The 13,437-nt window shown below is 68.4% G+C and carries 11 protein-coding genes; 3 read left to right on the forward strand and 8 right to left on the reverse strand.

Translation table 11 applies throughout. The features are described from left to right. Positions 1 to 42: 42 nt before the first annotated feature. From ACFXIV_RS38380 to ACFXIV_RS38390, 3 genes are all read right to left on the reverse strand, one after another. Entirely contained in the window at positions 43 to 1,704 is a 1,662-nt protein-coding gene (locus ACFXIV_RS38380) for an acyl-CoA synthetase (RefSeq protein WP_379401759.1), read from the reverse strand. A 229-nt stretch (positions 1,705 to 1,933) separates the two neighbouring features. Further along, positions 1,934 to 3,595, reverse strand: a complete 1,662-nt coding sequence (locus ACFXIV_RS38385) for an acyl-CoA synthetase (RefSeq protein WP_379401758.1) — start codon at positions 3,593 to 3,595, stop codon at positions 1,934 to 1,936. 352 nt (positions 3,596 to 3,947) lie between these two features. Further along, positions 3,948 to 4,784 carry an SDR family NAD(P)-dependent oxidoreductase gene (locus ACFXIV_RS38390; protein ID WP_379401757.1) on the reverse strand — a complete coding sequence of 279 codons (837 nt, stop codon included), beginning with the start codon at positions 4,782 to 4,784 and terminating at the stop codon, positions 3,948 to 3,950. 165 nt (positions 4,785 to 4,949) lie between these two features. On the opposite strand from ACFXIV_RS38390, the gene ACFXIV_RS38395 reads away from it, so the two are divergent. Beyond that, complete coding sequence (locus tag ACFXIV_RS38395) at positions 4,950 to 5,756, forward strand: SDR family oxidoreductase (protein WP_379401756.1); 807 nt, start codon at positions 4,950 to 4,952, stop codon at positions 5,754 to 5,756. A gap of 19 nt (positions 5,757 to 5,775) precedes the next feature. Here ACFXIV_RS38395 and ACFXIV_RS38400 read toward each other — a convergent pair whose 3' ends face one another. The 3 genes from ACFXIV_RS38400 to ACFXIV_RS38410 all read right to left on the reverse strand — a co-directional run bounded on the left by ACFXIV_RS38400 (position 5,776) and on the right by ACFXIV_RS38410 (position 9,757). Then, entirely contained in the window at positions 5,776 to 6,687 is a 912-nt protein-coding gene (locus ACFXIV_RS38400) for a serine hydrolase (protein ID WP_379401755.1), read from the reverse strand. A 352-nt stretch (positions 6,688 to 7,039) separates the two neighbouring features. Continuing rightward, positions 7,040 to 8,290 (reverse strand): acyl-CoA dehydrogenase family protein, encoded by a 1,251-nt coding sequence (locus ACFXIV_RS38405; protein WP_379401754.1) that lies wholly within the window; start codon positions 8,288 to 8,290, stop codon positions 7,040 to 7,042. Between the two features lie 78 nt (positions 8,291 to 8,368). Beyond that, positions 8,369 to 9,757, reverse strand: a complete 1,389-nt coding sequence (locus ACFXIV_RS38410) for an acyl-CoA dehydrogenase family protein (protein WP_379401753.1) — start codon at positions 9,755 to 9,757, stop codon at positions 8,369 to 8,371. Positions 9,758 to 9,991: 234 nt separating this feature from the next. On the opposite strand from ACFXIV_RS38410, the gene ACFXIV_RS38415 reads away from it, so the two are divergent. Both ACFXIV_RS38415 and ACFXIV_RS38420 read left to right on the forward strand, forming a co-directional pair. Beyond that, positions 9,992 to 10,252, forward strand: a complete 261-nt coding sequence (locus ACFXIV_RS38415; RefSeq protein ID WP_379401751.1) for a hypothetical protein — start codon at positions 9,992 to 9,994, stop codon at positions 10,250 to 10,252. Positions 10,253 to 10,371: 119 nt separating this feature from the next. Next, entirely contained in the window at positions 10,372 to 11,835 is a 1,464-nt protein-coding gene (locus ACFXIV_RS38420) for an ArnT family glycosyltransferase (protein WP_379401750.1), read from the forward strand. A 21-nt stretch (positions 11,836 to 11,856) separates the two neighbouring features. Here ACFXIV_RS38420 and hisN read toward each other — a convergent pair whose 3' ends face one another. Both hisN and ACFXIV_RS38430 read right to left on the reverse strand, forming a co-directional pair. Beyond that, positions 11,857 to 12,642, reverse strand: a complete 786-nt coding sequence (hisN, locus tag ACFXIV_RS38425; RefSeq protein ID WP_379401748.1) for a histidinol-phosphatase — start codon at positions 12,640 to 12,642, stop codon at positions 11,857 to 11,859. Between the two features lie 117 nt (positions 12,643 to 12,759). After that, on the reverse strand, positions 12,760 to 13,356 hold the full coding sequence (locus ACFXIV_RS38430) for an NADPH-dependent FMN reductase (RefSeq protein ID WP_379401746.1): 597 nt from the start codon (positions 13,354 to 13,356) through the stop codon (positions 12,760 to 12,762). Positions 13,357 to 13,437 lie beyond the last annotated feature (81 nt).

The raw sequence follows: 13,437 nt of genomic DNA on the forward strand, positions 1-13,437 counted from the left end.
CCCGTACCCTGCCGTTAACCGGCGGGGTGCGAACGGTTTTGGCTAATTCTCCGTGACTTCCATCTCGATCAGCGGCTTGCGCAGCAGCTTCCCGGTGGCATTCCGCGGCAGCTCGTCGAGGAAGATCACCTCGCGCGGCACCTTGTAGCGCGCCAGGTTCTCCTTCACGTAGTCCTTGATCTCCTGGACGTCCCGCTTGGAGTCGGGCCCCGGAACCACGATGGCGCGCAGGCGCTTTCCGAAGTCGCGGTCGTCGACGCCGACCACCGCCGCCTCCAGGATGTCGTGGCGGTTGGACAGCAGGTTCTCGACCTCTTGCGGGAAGACGTTCTCGCCGCCGGAGACGATCATGTCGTCGTCACGGCCGTCGATGAACAGCAGCCCGTCGGTGTCGAAGTGGCCGACGTCGCCGGAGGACATGAGGCCGTCCACGTACTCCTTGGTGCGGCCGTCGGTGTACTCCTTGAAGGAGTGCCCGTTCTCGATGAAGATCGTGCCGGTCACGTTGGGCGCGGAGATGCGCTTGCGGTTCTCGTCGTAGAGCGCGACGCGAATGCCGACGGGCGCCTTGCCCGCGGTGGTCGGGGCCTTGCGCAGTTCCGACGGGGTGGCCACGGTCATGACCGCGCACTCGGTGGAGCCGTACACGTTGTAGAGGGTCTCGCCGAAGTAGTCGAGGGTGCGGGTGACGACGTCCGGCGGGATGGCCGAGCCGGCGGCGAAGACGACCTTCAGGGTCTCCGCCGGGTTGTACTTCGCCAGCGTCTCTTCCGGCAGGTCCAGGATGCGCTGCAGCATGGTCGGGACCACGGTCAGACCCTGCGCGCGGAACTTCTTGATATTGGCCAGCGTGCCCTCGGGATCGAAGCGGCGCTGCTGGAACACCACCCGGTTGCCCAGCGCGATCGACAGCGTGAACTGCGACAGGCCGGTGGCGTGGAAGATCGGGGCGGCCATCACCACGGTGCTGTTGCGCGGCAACGGGATTCGATCCAGGAACTGGGCCGTGATGAACGGGCTGACCTTGTCACGCGGTGCGCCCTTGGGGGTGCCGGTGGTGCCCGAGGTCAGGATGACCATGCCGCCCGGCTTCTCCGGCGGGGCCAGCGGCGCGGTGGACTGCCCGGCCGCCACCGACTCGATGGTCGGAATCGACGGGTCGGCATTGTCCTGCTCGTCGACCCAGGTCAGGATGCGCGGAATCTCGGCCGGAATGGCCGACATCAGATCGAAGAACTCGCTGTCGTGCAGCACCGCCTTGACGTTCTCGCGGGCGGCCACATCGGTGAACTGCGGCTTGGCGAAGCCGGTGTTCATCAGCACCGCGCGCACGCCCAGCTTGCCGGCGGCGACCAGGCTCAGCACCATGCCGCGGTGGTCGCGGGCCAGTACCCCGATCACATCGCCGGGGCCCAGGCCCTGGGCGGCGAGGCCGCGCGCGAAGGCATTGGACTGCTGGTCGAGCTGCTCGAAGGTCAGCTCACCGCGCTCGTCGACAATGGCCGCGGACTTGGGATTGGTGTTGGCCGCGTGCACGACCGCGCCCGCGAACGGACCGAACTTCAGCACATTGAGCGCCGAGCGCACCGCGTGATCGGGGCGCAGCGGATTGAAGAGTCCCCCTCGGACCATGGCATTGACGCTGAGCGCCGTATCGCCGGCCTTGCGTAGAACCGTGCCAGCCGATGGAAGGGCAAGTGACATGGGTACAACCTTCCGCGATCCCCCGCCGGACGAGTCGGCCGACGGACCGCAACATCGAGATCCAGTGCGGTGCTAACCCTAGCAAGCGCAGGCAGCCGGGGTGTGGCCGAGGTCTCCGTTACTCGCGGTTACGAATAAACCGCGCAGCTCGTGGTGGGGATCCCAGGATTGCCGCCGTGTCGCGGACGTCATCCGCGCTGTGCCGCCTGCTGACTCGGCGCTGTGCCGCCTACTGACTCGCGACGGGTGGCTCGTACTCCACGAGGACCCGGCGCAGCAGTTTGCCGGTGGCATTGCGCGGCAGATCGTCGAGGAAGAAGACGTCCCGCGGCACCTTGTAGCGGGCCAGATTGGCCTTCACATAGGTCTTGATCTCCTCGGGCGCGAGCTTCACGCCGGGCTCGGGAACGATGAACGCGCGCAGGCGCTTACCGAATTCGACATCGTCCACGCCGACCACGGCCGCATCGAACACGTCGGGGCGCTCCAGCAGCAGGTTCTCGACCTCCTGCGGGAAGACGTTCTCGCCGCCGGAGACGATCATGTCGTCGTCGCGGCCGTCGATGAACAGCAGTCCGCGATCGTCGAAGTGCCCGACGTCGCCGCTGGACATGTACCCGTCGACGACCTCCTTCATCCGCCCGTCGGTGTAGCCCTTGAACGGCGAGCCCGAGCGGATGAAGACTCGGCCCGTCACGTTCTTGGCGAGGACGCGCCGCCCGTCGTCGTCGAAGAGTGCCACCTCGCAGGTGAGCGGCGCTCGTCCCGCCGTCCCCGGCGCGAGGGCCAGATCCTCGGGCCGGGCGACCGAGGCGATCGCGCATTCGGTGGAGCCGTAGAGGTTGTAGAGCACCGGCCCGAACAGCTCGGCCGTGCGCACCGACAGCTCCGGCGACAGCGCCGAACCGGCGAGCACGATCCCGGTCAGCGAGGAGGTGTCGTACTGCTGGCGAATCTCCTTGTCCAGCTCCACCATTCGATGCAGCATGGTCGGCACCGCCACCAGCATGTCGGCGCGGTGCTCGGCGATCAGGCGCAGCGTCCGCTCGGCGTCGAAGCGGCGCGCCATCACCACCTTGTTGCCGAAGGCGCACGCGGTCAGCCAGGTCGCGAACCCGGTGGAGTGGAAGATGGGGGAGACGATGACCATCGTGCCCTGCTGCGGAAAGTCGATGCGGTCCACCATCTGCACCGTCGACAGTGGTCCGGTGCGTTCGCGCGGGGCGCCCTTGGGCAGGCCGGTGGTGCCCGAGGTGAGGATGATGAAGCCGCCCGGCTGCTTCGGCGCGGGCAGCGGCGTCGGTGCGTTGGCCGCGATGAGCTCGTCCAGAGTTTTTGTGCCGGAAGGTATTTCGGTGCCCTCGTCGACCCAGGTCAGTACGCGCGGAAGGTCCTCGGGCAGGGCGTCGAGCAGGCCGAGGAATTCGCTGTCGTGCAACACGACTCGCACGTTCTCGCGCTCGCAGACCTGGGCGAACTGCGGTTTGGCGAATCCGGTGTTCATCAGCGCCAGCCGCGCGCCGAGTTTGCCCAGCGCCGCCATGGTCAGCACCAGGCCCCGGTGATCGCGGGCCAGCACGCCCACAACGGTTCCGGGTTTGACGCCGTTGCGCTGCAATCCGCGCGCCAGCGCGTTCGACTGCTCGTCCAGCTCCCGGTAGGTGAGCTCACCCCGCTCGTCCGCGAGGGCCGGCCGGTCCCCGAACAGGCGCGCCGCGCGCCGTACCGCGGTCGCCGGCGGCCCGAAAACCCTGGCGTCCCTGAGCAATCGGACCGTCCCCACCGGATCGGTGGGATCGCTCAACCCCAGCTCCCGCAAACGCCTCAGGCCCTTGAGCGCCTCACCGGTGTGCGCCATGCGCTGCCGAGCCGAATGCAGAACCGAAGCCATGCGGACCACCTCCGTTGACGAGCCGTCCACCGCCCGGACCCGACGGCGGTAGCGTCACCGTAACAGCGGCTTGTGACGGCCGTTACACAAATTCGGTCACAACAGACACACAGCAACTCTGAGCGGATGGCCCTACTGTGTTCACCTGTTGATAGCTCGCTCGTAATCTGGGTCGCCCAGGCTGCGGGTTCCCCCTTCCCCGAACCGATGAGGTACCCCGTGGAAATTCTCGCCGCACTCGCCAACATCGTCGCCGCCATGAGCACCGGAAGCGCATCGCTGGCCGCGCTGTAATACGTCGCTCACGCGAACAGCCCGCCGACCGATCGGCGGGCTGTTCGCATATCCGGGCTCAGGCCTCGTCGAAGCCGGTGGTCAGGCCCAGGTGGGCGGTGGCGTCCAGCTCGGCGGCGACGGTGGCCAGCTTGCCGCGGATGGCGCCGACCGCATCCGGGCCCAGGGCCAGGCGCAGCGGGGCGTCCGCCTGGCCGACCACCGCGAGGACGGCGGCCGCGGCCTTGCCGGGATCGCCCTGCTGCTGCTGGTCGGAGGCGGGCAGGCCGTCGCGGATGGCGCCCACAGTGCCGGCGTAGTCCGGGATGGCGGAACCGATGGTGAGGGCGGCGGGCTTGGCGAAACCGGTTCGGAATTCCCCGGGTTCGACGATCAGCACCTGGATGCCGAGCGGATTCACCTCGGCGGCAAGGGCTTCACTGGCCAGCTCCAGCGCGCCCTTGGCGGCGCTGTAGGCGCCCACGCCCGCGAAGGACAGGAACCCGCCCATGCTGGTCAGCTGGACGATCGCGCCCGCGTGGCGCTCGCGCATCTGGGGGAGGACCAGCTGGGTCAGTCGCAGCGGGCCGAAGAACATGACCTCCATGGCGTCCCGCAGATCGGCCTCGGTGGTCTCCTCGATCGCGCCGACGATGCCGTAGCCCGCATTGTTGACCAGGACGTCGATTCGCCCGGCCTCCTTCACCGCCCGCTCGGCGGCGGCCGGGTCGCGCACGTCGAGGGTCACCACCTGCACCCGGTCCGGGTGCGCGGCAACCACGTCCGCCATGGTCTCGGGGCGACGCACCGCGGCCACCACCTCGTCCCCGGCGGCCAGCACGGCCAGGGTGAAGGCCGCGCCGAAACCGCTGTTCGCTCCGGTGATCAGCCAGCGGCGCGGGTCTTCTGTACTCATGTCGATCCTTTGCTGCGAGATCAGGCTATGCCCCGGGTCGGGGTCGATGACCAGCTTGCCCGTCGTTGGCCGGGATGTCATGCGCCGGGCCGGAATACGGTTCCACGACTGAGGGTTTGGGCCGATCCGAACTAATTCTCGTGCTGATCGCCGCAGAATCAGAAGATGAGCGACCTCTTCGATTTCTCCGGCCGGACGGTCTTCGTGGCGGGCGGTACCAGCGGCATCAATCTCGTTGTGGCTCACGCCTTCGCGCGGGCGGGGGCCTCGGTGGCGGTGCTCTCGCGCACGCCGGACAAGGTGCGGGCGGCGGTCGACTCGCTCGGCGAGTGCGGGGTCACCGCCCTGGGCTTCGCCGCGGACGTGCGCGACTACGAGGCGGTCGCCGAGGGCCTCGCCGCGACCTGCACCGAGCTCGGGGAGCTGGACGTGCTGGTATCGGGTGCGGCCGGGAACTTCCCCGCCGCAACGGAATCCATGTCGGCCCGGGCCTTCGGCGCGGTCGTGGACATCGATCTCAAGGGCACCTTCAATGTCCTGCGCGCCGCCCGCGAGCACCTGCGCGCGCCCGGGGCCTCGGTCATCACCATCTCCGCGCCGCAGTCGACCGTTCCGATGGCCCTGCAGGCCCATGCCTGCGCCGCCAAGGCCGGCGTGGACATGCTCACCAAAGTCGCGGCGCTGGAATGGGCGGCGGCGGGCATTCGCGTCAATGCGGTGGTCCCCGGCCCGATCGAGGACACCGAGGGCATGTCGCGCCTGGCCCCCACCCCCGAACTGTTCGACCTGGTGGCCAAATCCGTTCCCATGGGCCGCTACGGCACCGCCCAGGAGATCGCCGACTGCTGCCTCTGGCTCGCGTCTCCGCTGGCGTCCTACGTCAACGGCGCGGTCATTCCCGTCGACGGTGGCTGGTCCCTGGGCGGCGCCTCGGAGGTCTTCACCGCCATGCGAAACCTGCTGGCGGGCTGACGCTTCCGCCGCCCGGCGTTCAGTGCCCGCCCGAGGCGATCTGCTTCGGATCGATGAACGACTGCAGCGGCGACAGATGCGTATAGGTGTCGAGCAATGCCCGCCCCAGCGTGGCATGCGCCTCCACCACCGGATTCGTAGCCCCGTAGTTGTCCGCGTCCGGCGCCTGATCGGCGAAGAACGAGAACACCATCAGCGGCGCCCCCGCCGCATCGAACATGATCCCGGTATCGTGCCGCTTGTCATCGGACGCACCGTGTTTGGTGGCGAAGCGGGCCCGCTCATCCGAGGACATGTTGCGCCGGATCCCGTCGGTGTACCCCACCGCCGTCCACGTCATGATCCGCAGCACCGCCTGCGTCGACTCCTTCGACAACAACGTCCCCGACGCCAGCCGGAACAGCAGATCGTTGTTTTCCCGGGCCGTCGTATTCCCCAGATAGAACCGGCTCTCCCCGGGCAACGGCACCACCCGGGTCTCCTTGAAACCCAGCCGATCCAATGTCGCGTTGACCTGTTCCCCCGACACGAACCGCGACAGCAACCGCACCGCGGTGTTATCCGAAACCTGCAACATCGTGGTCAGCAGATTCGCCACCGTGAGCTGATCCCCGAACGCCGCCTGATTCAAATACAGCCCGCTGCCCTCGGCCACCATGTCGGCATCGAGAGTCGTGGTGTCGGACAGCTTGATCCGCCCCGCATCCACCTCACTCATCAGCGCCGTCATCACCGCCAGCTTCTGCACGCTGGCCCCCTCGATGACGAAGTCCGCGTCCTCCTCCACCACCGGAACCGGCTTCCCCGACCCCAAATCACTGACCAGGCAATGCCACCGCCCCCCGGCCACCTTCGTGATCGCCCGATACTGCGCATCGAATGCCGGCCCCACCACCGGCACCCCCGCCCGCGCCGTCCCCGCCCGCATCATCCCCCCAGCGACAATAGCGCCGGCCCCCAATAGCATCCGCCTACTGAATCCACGCACCGGCGAAACCTATCCGCGTAAATCACATTTCAGCAACTGCAACGCCGATACACCCAGCTCGAATCAGAGTATGGCTGCGATAGCCCCGGCCGGCCCGCTGGTGTCCGCCCGCCGACCGCGACGTTGGCCGTGCACATGACGGCCGCGCAAACCCGCACGGGCAGCGCCGACTCCATCCCAGTTATCGGCAGCCTGCTGAAGGCGCTCGGAATCTGACGCGGATCACGGCGTCCGGAACGAGAAAACCGGTGCGAGCCACGAATGCGGCCCGCACCGGTTCTTCTCGGGGGACTTGCTACTTCAGCTTGTCGCTCGACAGTCCGAGGACGCGGCGAGCCACGATGAGCTGCTGGATCTGCTGGGTGCCTTCGAAGATGTCGAGGATCTTCGAGTCGCGGGCCCACTTCTCCAGGAGGGTGCGCTGGGAGTAACCCGTGGTGCCGGCGAGTTCGACGGCCTTGAGGGTGACGTCGGTGCCCATGCGGCCGGCCTTGGCCTTGGACATGGAAGCCTCGAGGGAGTTGGGCTTCTTGTTGTCGGCCATCCACGCGGCGCGCAGCGACAGCAGGTAGGCGGCTTCCCAGTCGGCCTCCAGACGGAGGAACTCCGCGGCGGCGGCGTGCTGGTTGTTGGCCGGCTTGTCGTAGGAGATCTCGATGCCCGCGTCGGTGAGGACGGTGCGGAGCTCCTCGAGGGCGGCGCGGCCGACACCGACGGCCATGCCGGCGACCAGCGGGCGGGTGTTGTCGAACGTCTGCATGACGCCCGCGAAACCCTTCTCCACATTGACTTCCGGCGAGCCCAGGATGTTGTCCTTGGGGATGCGGCAGTCCTCGAGGCGGAGCTCGGCGGTGTCGGAGGCCTTGATGCCCAGCTTGTGCTCGAGGCGGGACACGGTGAGGCCCTTGGCATCCCGCGGCACCACGAACGACTTGATGGCCGCGCGGCCCAGCGACTTGTCGACGGTCGCCCATACCACGATGTGGGTGGCGCGCGAACCGGCGGTCACGAAGATCTTGGTGCCGTTGAGCACCCACTCGTCGCCGTCGAGCACCGCGGTGGTGGACACGGCCGCGGAGTCGGAGCCGAAGGACGGCTCGGTGATGGCCATGGCGGCCCACACCTTGCCGAAACGCGACAGCTGCTCATCGGTGGCGACCGCCGCGATGGCGGCGTTGCCGAGACCCTGGTAGGGGATCGACAGCATGAGGCCGACATCGCCCCACGAGGTCTCCAGCGCGTTCATCAGCGCGGACATATTGCCGCCGTTGGTGTTTCCGAGCAGCTCGGTGGCGTGCGCGTCCTTGGTGGACCCGGCGCCCTCGGTCTTGTCGCCGGCCTTGCGGCCACCGGTGGCGCCGGAGACGTCGGCCGAGCCGGAGTCGGACAGGCCCTCGACCATGGCGGCCATGGTGTCCAGCTCGACCGGGTATTCGTGCTCGGCCAGGTCGTACTTGCGCGACGCGGGACGGAAGATCTCCTGCGCGACCTGGTGGGCCTGGTTGGCGCTGGCCCGCAGCTTCTTGGGGAGTTCGAGATTGATCATGAGGTGGTCTCTCCGTTGAGGTTCAGCCCCGCGACGCGCAGCGTCTCGATTGAGGGTGGCGGCGGGGACGAGGCGGGCTCAGATGAGGACGATGCCTTCGGCCACGCCGACGCCGCGCAGATCGCGGTACCAGCGCTCGACCGGGTGCTCCTTGGTGAAACCGTGGCCGCCGAGCAGCTGCACGCCGTCGAGCCCGATCTGCATGCCCTTGTCGGTGGCCAGCTTCTTGGCCAGCGCGGCCTCGCGGGCGAAGGACAGCCCCTGCTCCGCGCGCGACGCACCCCGCAGCGTCACGAGCCGAAGACCGTCCAGCTCGATCGCCATATTGGCGACCATGAACGCGACCGCCTGGCGGTGCGCGATCGGCTCACCGAACGCCTCACGCTCCTTCACGTACGGAATCACGTAATCCAGCACGGCCTGACCGGTGCCGATGGCCAGCGAGGCCCAGCCCAGCCGGGCCAGCCGCACGGCGTCGGCGTACTCCTCGGCGCGCTGTGCGCCCTCCGAGTCGCCCAGCAGGGCGGTGGCGGGCACGGCCACATTGTTCAGCACCAGCCGGCCCAGGCCCGCGGCGCGCATACCCATGCTCGGGTCCGCCTCGATCACCACACCGTCGGTGTCGGACTCGACGATGAAGAAGGTGGGGCGGCCGTCCAGCTCGGCGGCGACGATGAACAGCTCGGCGTCACCCGCGGCCGGGACCAGGGTCTTCACGCCGTTGAGGCGGAAACCGCTGGGGGAGCGGGTGGCCTTGGTCCGCAGCGCGAACGGATCGAACAGGGCCTGCGGCTCGGCGACGACGACCGAGGCCTGCGGCACGTTCTCACCCGTGAAGGCGCCCAGGTAGGTCTGCTGCTGCGCGTCGGTACCCCACTGCGACAGCGCGATCGCGACACCGCTCGGCGCCAGGATCGGCAGCGCCAGGCCCATGTCGCCGTACGAAAGCGCCTCGGCCACCAGCGAATTGGTGACCGCACCCCGCTCGGACGCCGCGCCCTCGAGCTCCTCGGGCACGTTGATCAGGGTGATACCCAGCTCGGCGGCGCGCTCGAGCAGGTCGCGCGGGGCCTTGGCGGAATTGTCGGCCTCGTACGCGGCCGGGCGCAGGATCTCGCCGGCGAAGTCGCGCACCGTCTCGACGATCATCTGCTGCTCGTCGGTCGGGGTGAGGTCGAAGTAGTCCTTCTTGCGAGACTCGTTGGTGGGCAGCCGCTTCGGAGCGCCACCGCCGGCGACCTTCTCGAACACCCGGGTCGCCGCGCCCAGGGTGCGGAACCCGGTCTTGGTGCCCTCGTAGGTGATTCGTTCGATCGGCTTGCGCAGCTTGTACTTCTCCGCCAGCTCCGATCCCGTGATGGTCGTCATGACCCGCATCGCCGCGCCCATCCAGTCGCGTTTGACCGGGTTGAGGCCAACGGCGGAGGTATCCCGCTTCGTTGCGGTGTCTCGAGTGCTCATAATCACCAGTTTTCTATCGAGGAGGTGGGTGATCCTGCCCAGCAATCTTACTCCTGAGTAAGACTATCTTACTTCAGAGTAAGAACTGGCGTCGAGGATTGTCGAATCGGCAGGTCAGGGCGGTCGTTCGAACTTACCGACCGGTATCACTCGGATCTAGTGAAACAAATACGCTTCAGACGCGCCCGAGGTGGGCTAGGGTGTCGGCGCATAACCCGCTCCTGATGGAGGTTCGTACATATGAAGATTGCGCTCGGAACGGCGGGCATCATTGCCGCCGGTCTCTTCCTCGCCGCCCCCAACGCCAGCGCCGACGTGCAGCTGCAGCCGGTCGATGTGGGCATCACCGGCTCCGGTCTCGGCCTGGGCACCGGATCCGGCACGGGTGGCTGCATCAGCGGCGTCGGCACCGAGCTCGGACTCGGTTCGGTCGGTGTGGGCTCCGCTGCCCCCGGCGGTCCGTTCCTCGACTTCGGCTCGGTCTGCGTCCCGCTCGGCTGAGAGACAACGGCGTAGCGACGCTGAATAGTTAGAGCGTAGCAACGCGCCCGGTGGCGGGACCGCAGCCCGCGCCGGGTACCCCCCAGCACCGGTGGCCCGGAGATGCGACGATACGGGGGATGCGCGAACGGCCGGTCAACGCCTCGGGTGGCGAAACGTACTGGATAGCTGGAACTTTCGCGGTGCTGCTCACCGTGCTCTCCGGACGGTACGGGTACCACCGCGATGAGCTCTACTTTCTGGCCGCGGGACGGCGATTGGACTGGGGCTATCCCGATCAGCCGCCGCTGGTGCCGCTGCTGGCCCGCGCGATGTCGGCCATCGATCCGAATTCCGTACTGCTGCTGCGTCTTCCGGCGACGCTCGCGGCCACCACCGTGGTGATCTGCGCCGGACTCGCCGCCCGCGAACTCGGCGGCGGCCGGGTGGCGCAGGCGGTCGCGGCCGGGACCATGGCGTCGGCGGCCGTGGTGGCCGGCGCCGGGCACACCCTCAGTACGGCGGACATCGATCTCGCGGTGTGGTCGGTATTGATACTGCTGGTCCTGCATCTGCTGCGGCCCGACGCCGACCCGCGATGGTGGCTCGCGATCGGCGCGCTGGCCGGAATCGGGGTGCAGAACAAGGCCCTGATCGTGGTTCCCCTTGCCGCGCTGACCTTCTCACTGCTCCTGGTCGGACCGCGAGAAGTGTTCGCCACCAGGTATTTCCCGCTCGCCGTCGGGACCGCGGCGGTGATCAGCGCGCCCTATGTGGTGTGGCAGGCGCGCAACGGCTGGCCGCAGTGGGCGCTGAGCCGGGCCATCGCGGGCGGCTCCTCGGGCAGCTCGAATTCGCGAATCGGGTTCGTGCTCCTACAATTCGGGCTGATCGGCGTGCTGCTGGTGCCGCTGTGGACGTTCGGCCTGTGGTGGCTGTGGCGGCGCTACCGGGCCTTCGCCGTCGCCTACGCGATGCTGTTCGTCGGCTACCTGGTCATGGTCGGCAAGGCGTACTACCTCGGCGGGATGTATCCGCTGCTGGTGGCCGCGGGCGCCGTCGGACTGGAGGCGCGGCTGAGCGGGCATCGGATACGGCTCGCCGCACTGACTTTCGTCATCGCGTTGAATGCGGTGTTCTCGGCGGTGGTCTTCCTGCCCGTGCTCCCGATGTCCGCCCTCCGGGACCCGTCGGCTCTGCTCGCGATCAACAAGGAGGCGGGGGAGGCCGTCGGCTGGCCGCAGTTCACCGCGCAGATCGCCGATGTCCGAGCGCATTCCGCGCCCGATGCCGACCTGCTCACTGCCAACTACGGTGAGGCCGCCGCCCTCGAACACTTCGGCGGACGCTACAACCTGCCGACCCCGCACAGCGTGCACAACGCGTACTGGTGGTGGGGCCCGCCGCCGGGCGCGCACGAGGTGCTCGTCCTCGGCATGCCCGCCGACCGGGTGAGCCGCTTCTGCGTGGACCCGGAACCGTTGGGGCACTTGGACAATGGCCTGAACGTCCGCAATCTCGAGCAGGGGCGTGTGATCATCCTGTGCCGCACACCCCGCCGTCCCTGGTCCGAGATGTGGCCCGCCATGCGGCAACTCGGCTGAGGCTCGGACCTCCGGCCCGGATCAGGCCTGCAGGGCCGCCAGCACCTGGTCCTGCAGATGCGAATTGGTCGCCACCGCGCTCCCGCCGTGCGGCCCCGGCTTGCCGTCCAGCGCCGTGAAGGTGCCGCCCGCCTCGCGAATGAGAATGTCCAGCGCCGCCATATCCCACAGCGACAGTTCGGGTTCGGTGACGATGTCGACCGCGCCCTCGGCCAGCAGCGTGTACCCGAAGAAGTCGCCGTACCCGCGCACCCGCCACACCTCGTCGGTGAGCGCGATGAGCTTGGCCCGGCGCCCGATTGCCCGCCAGCCCGACAGGCTGGAGATCGCGAGGCTGGCCGCACCCAGTTCGGCGATCGCCGACACCGAGATGGCCCGAGGCTCACCCTGCTCGAAGCTGCTCCACGCGCCGTGACCGGTTGCCGCCCACCAGCGTCGCGCCAGCGCCGGCGCGCTGACCACGCCCACCACCGGCACGCCGTCCTCGAGCAGCGAGATGAGCGAGGCCCACACCGGCACCCCGCGCACGAAGTTCTTGGTCCCGTCGATCGGGTCGATGACCCACTGCCGGCCGCTGAATTCGACGTCCCCGCCGAACTCCTCACCGAGCACCAGGTCCCCCGGCCGCTCGACGGCGAGGATCTCCCGCAGCGTCCGCTCGACCGCCAGATCCGCATCCGACACCGGCGTCAGATCCGGCTTGGAATCGATCTTCAAATCGAGCGCCCCGAACCGCTCACAGGTGATCCCATCGGCCGCGTCGGCCAGCTTCAGCGCGAGTTCCAGGTCAGCGGAGTATCCGGTCACGACCCAGCACGTTAGTCCTCCCCCGTTAACAAGTGGTGTCCCACGTCCCGAACACCGAGTGGCACACCGGTGAGGTGAATTGCCCGTTTTCGTGCTCGCCGGTGTGCCACCCGCCGATCACGCGGGGACGGCGGCGGTACGGGCCGCGGTGAGGGCGGTTGCCCACCAGTGGAGTTGCTCGAGGAGGTGGGTGGCGGAGTCGTCGAATTCGGTGGGGTCGGGGAGGGTGCCGTCGGGGGCGAAGTGCAGGAAGTAGCGGGGGAAGGTGACGGTGGAGCGGACGGTGTGGGCGTTGAGTTCGTTGAAGACCGTGCGCAGGGACTCGATGGCCAGCAGGCCGCCGGTGCTGCCGCCGTAGCCGACGAAGCCGACCGTTTTGCGATCCCACTGCGTGAAGTGCCAATCGATCGCGGTCTTCAGCGAGGCCGGGAAGCTGCGGTTGATATCGGGCGTGACGACCACGAAGGCGTCGGCGCCGGCCAGTCGCTCGGCCAGCTCGGCGGTATTGCCGGGGCGCACCGGGTTCGGGTCCATGAGCGGCGAGACGGCGGGCAGGGCGTGCGGCAGCGGGTAGTCGGCCAGGTCGATGACATCCACCTCGAACTCGCCGTGGGCGCGGGCTCGCTCGGCGAACCAGTTCGCCACCACCGGTCCGAAGCGGCCCTCGCGGACGCTGCCGATGATCACCGCGAGGCGCAGGGGAGTGCTGGTCATTGTGGGTCTCCTTCGAGATTCGCCGCGGCCGGTCGGCCGCTCGGGATCAACTCTGCGAGCCCGGCCGAGCGCTAGGGAGAC

It is taken from the genome of Nocardia sp. NPDC059236, assembly GCF_042754085.1.
Taxonomy (GTDB): Bacteria; Actinomycetota; Actinomycetes; order Mycobacteriales; family Mycobacteriaceae; genus Nocardia.

Coding starts and splice junctions, on each gene's coding strand:
- ACFXIV_RS38380 (WP_379401759.1), bottom strand. CDS start 1,704: ATGTCACTTGCCCTTCCATCGGCTGGCACGGTTCTACGCAAGGCCGGC.
- ACFXIV_RS38385 (WP_379401758.1), bottom strand. CDS start 3,595: ATGGCTTCGGTTCTGCATTCGGCTCGGCAGCGCATGGCGCACACCGGT.
- ACFXIV_RS38390 (WP_379401757.1), bottom strand. CDS start 4,784: ATGAGTACAGAAGACCCGCGCCGCTGGCTGATCACCGGAGCGAACAGC.
- ACFXIV_RS38395 (WP_379401756.1), top strand. CDS start 4,950: ATGAGCGACCTCTTCGATTTCTCCGGCCGGACGGTCTTCGTGGCGGGC.
- ACFXIV_RS38400 (WP_379401755.1), bottom strand. CDS start 6,687: ATGATGCGGGCGGGGACGGCGCGGGCGGGGGTGCCGGTGGTGGGGCCG.
- ACFXIV_RS38405 (WP_379401754.1), bottom strand. CDS start 8,290: ATGATCAATCTCGAACTCCCCAAGAAGCTGCGGGCCAGCGCCAACCAG.
- ACFXIV_RS38415 (WP_379401751.1), top strand. CDS start 9,992: ATGAAGATTGCGCTCGGAACGGCGGGCATCATTGCCGCCGGTCTCTTC.
- ACFXIV_RS38420 (WP_379401750.1), top strand. CDS start 10,372: ATGCGCGAACGGCCGGTCAACGCCTCGGGTGGCGAAACGTACTGGATA.
- ACFXIV_RS38430 (WP_379401746.1), bottom strand. CDS start 13,356: ATGACCAGCACTCCCCTGCGCCTCGCGGTGATCATCGGCAGCGTCCGC.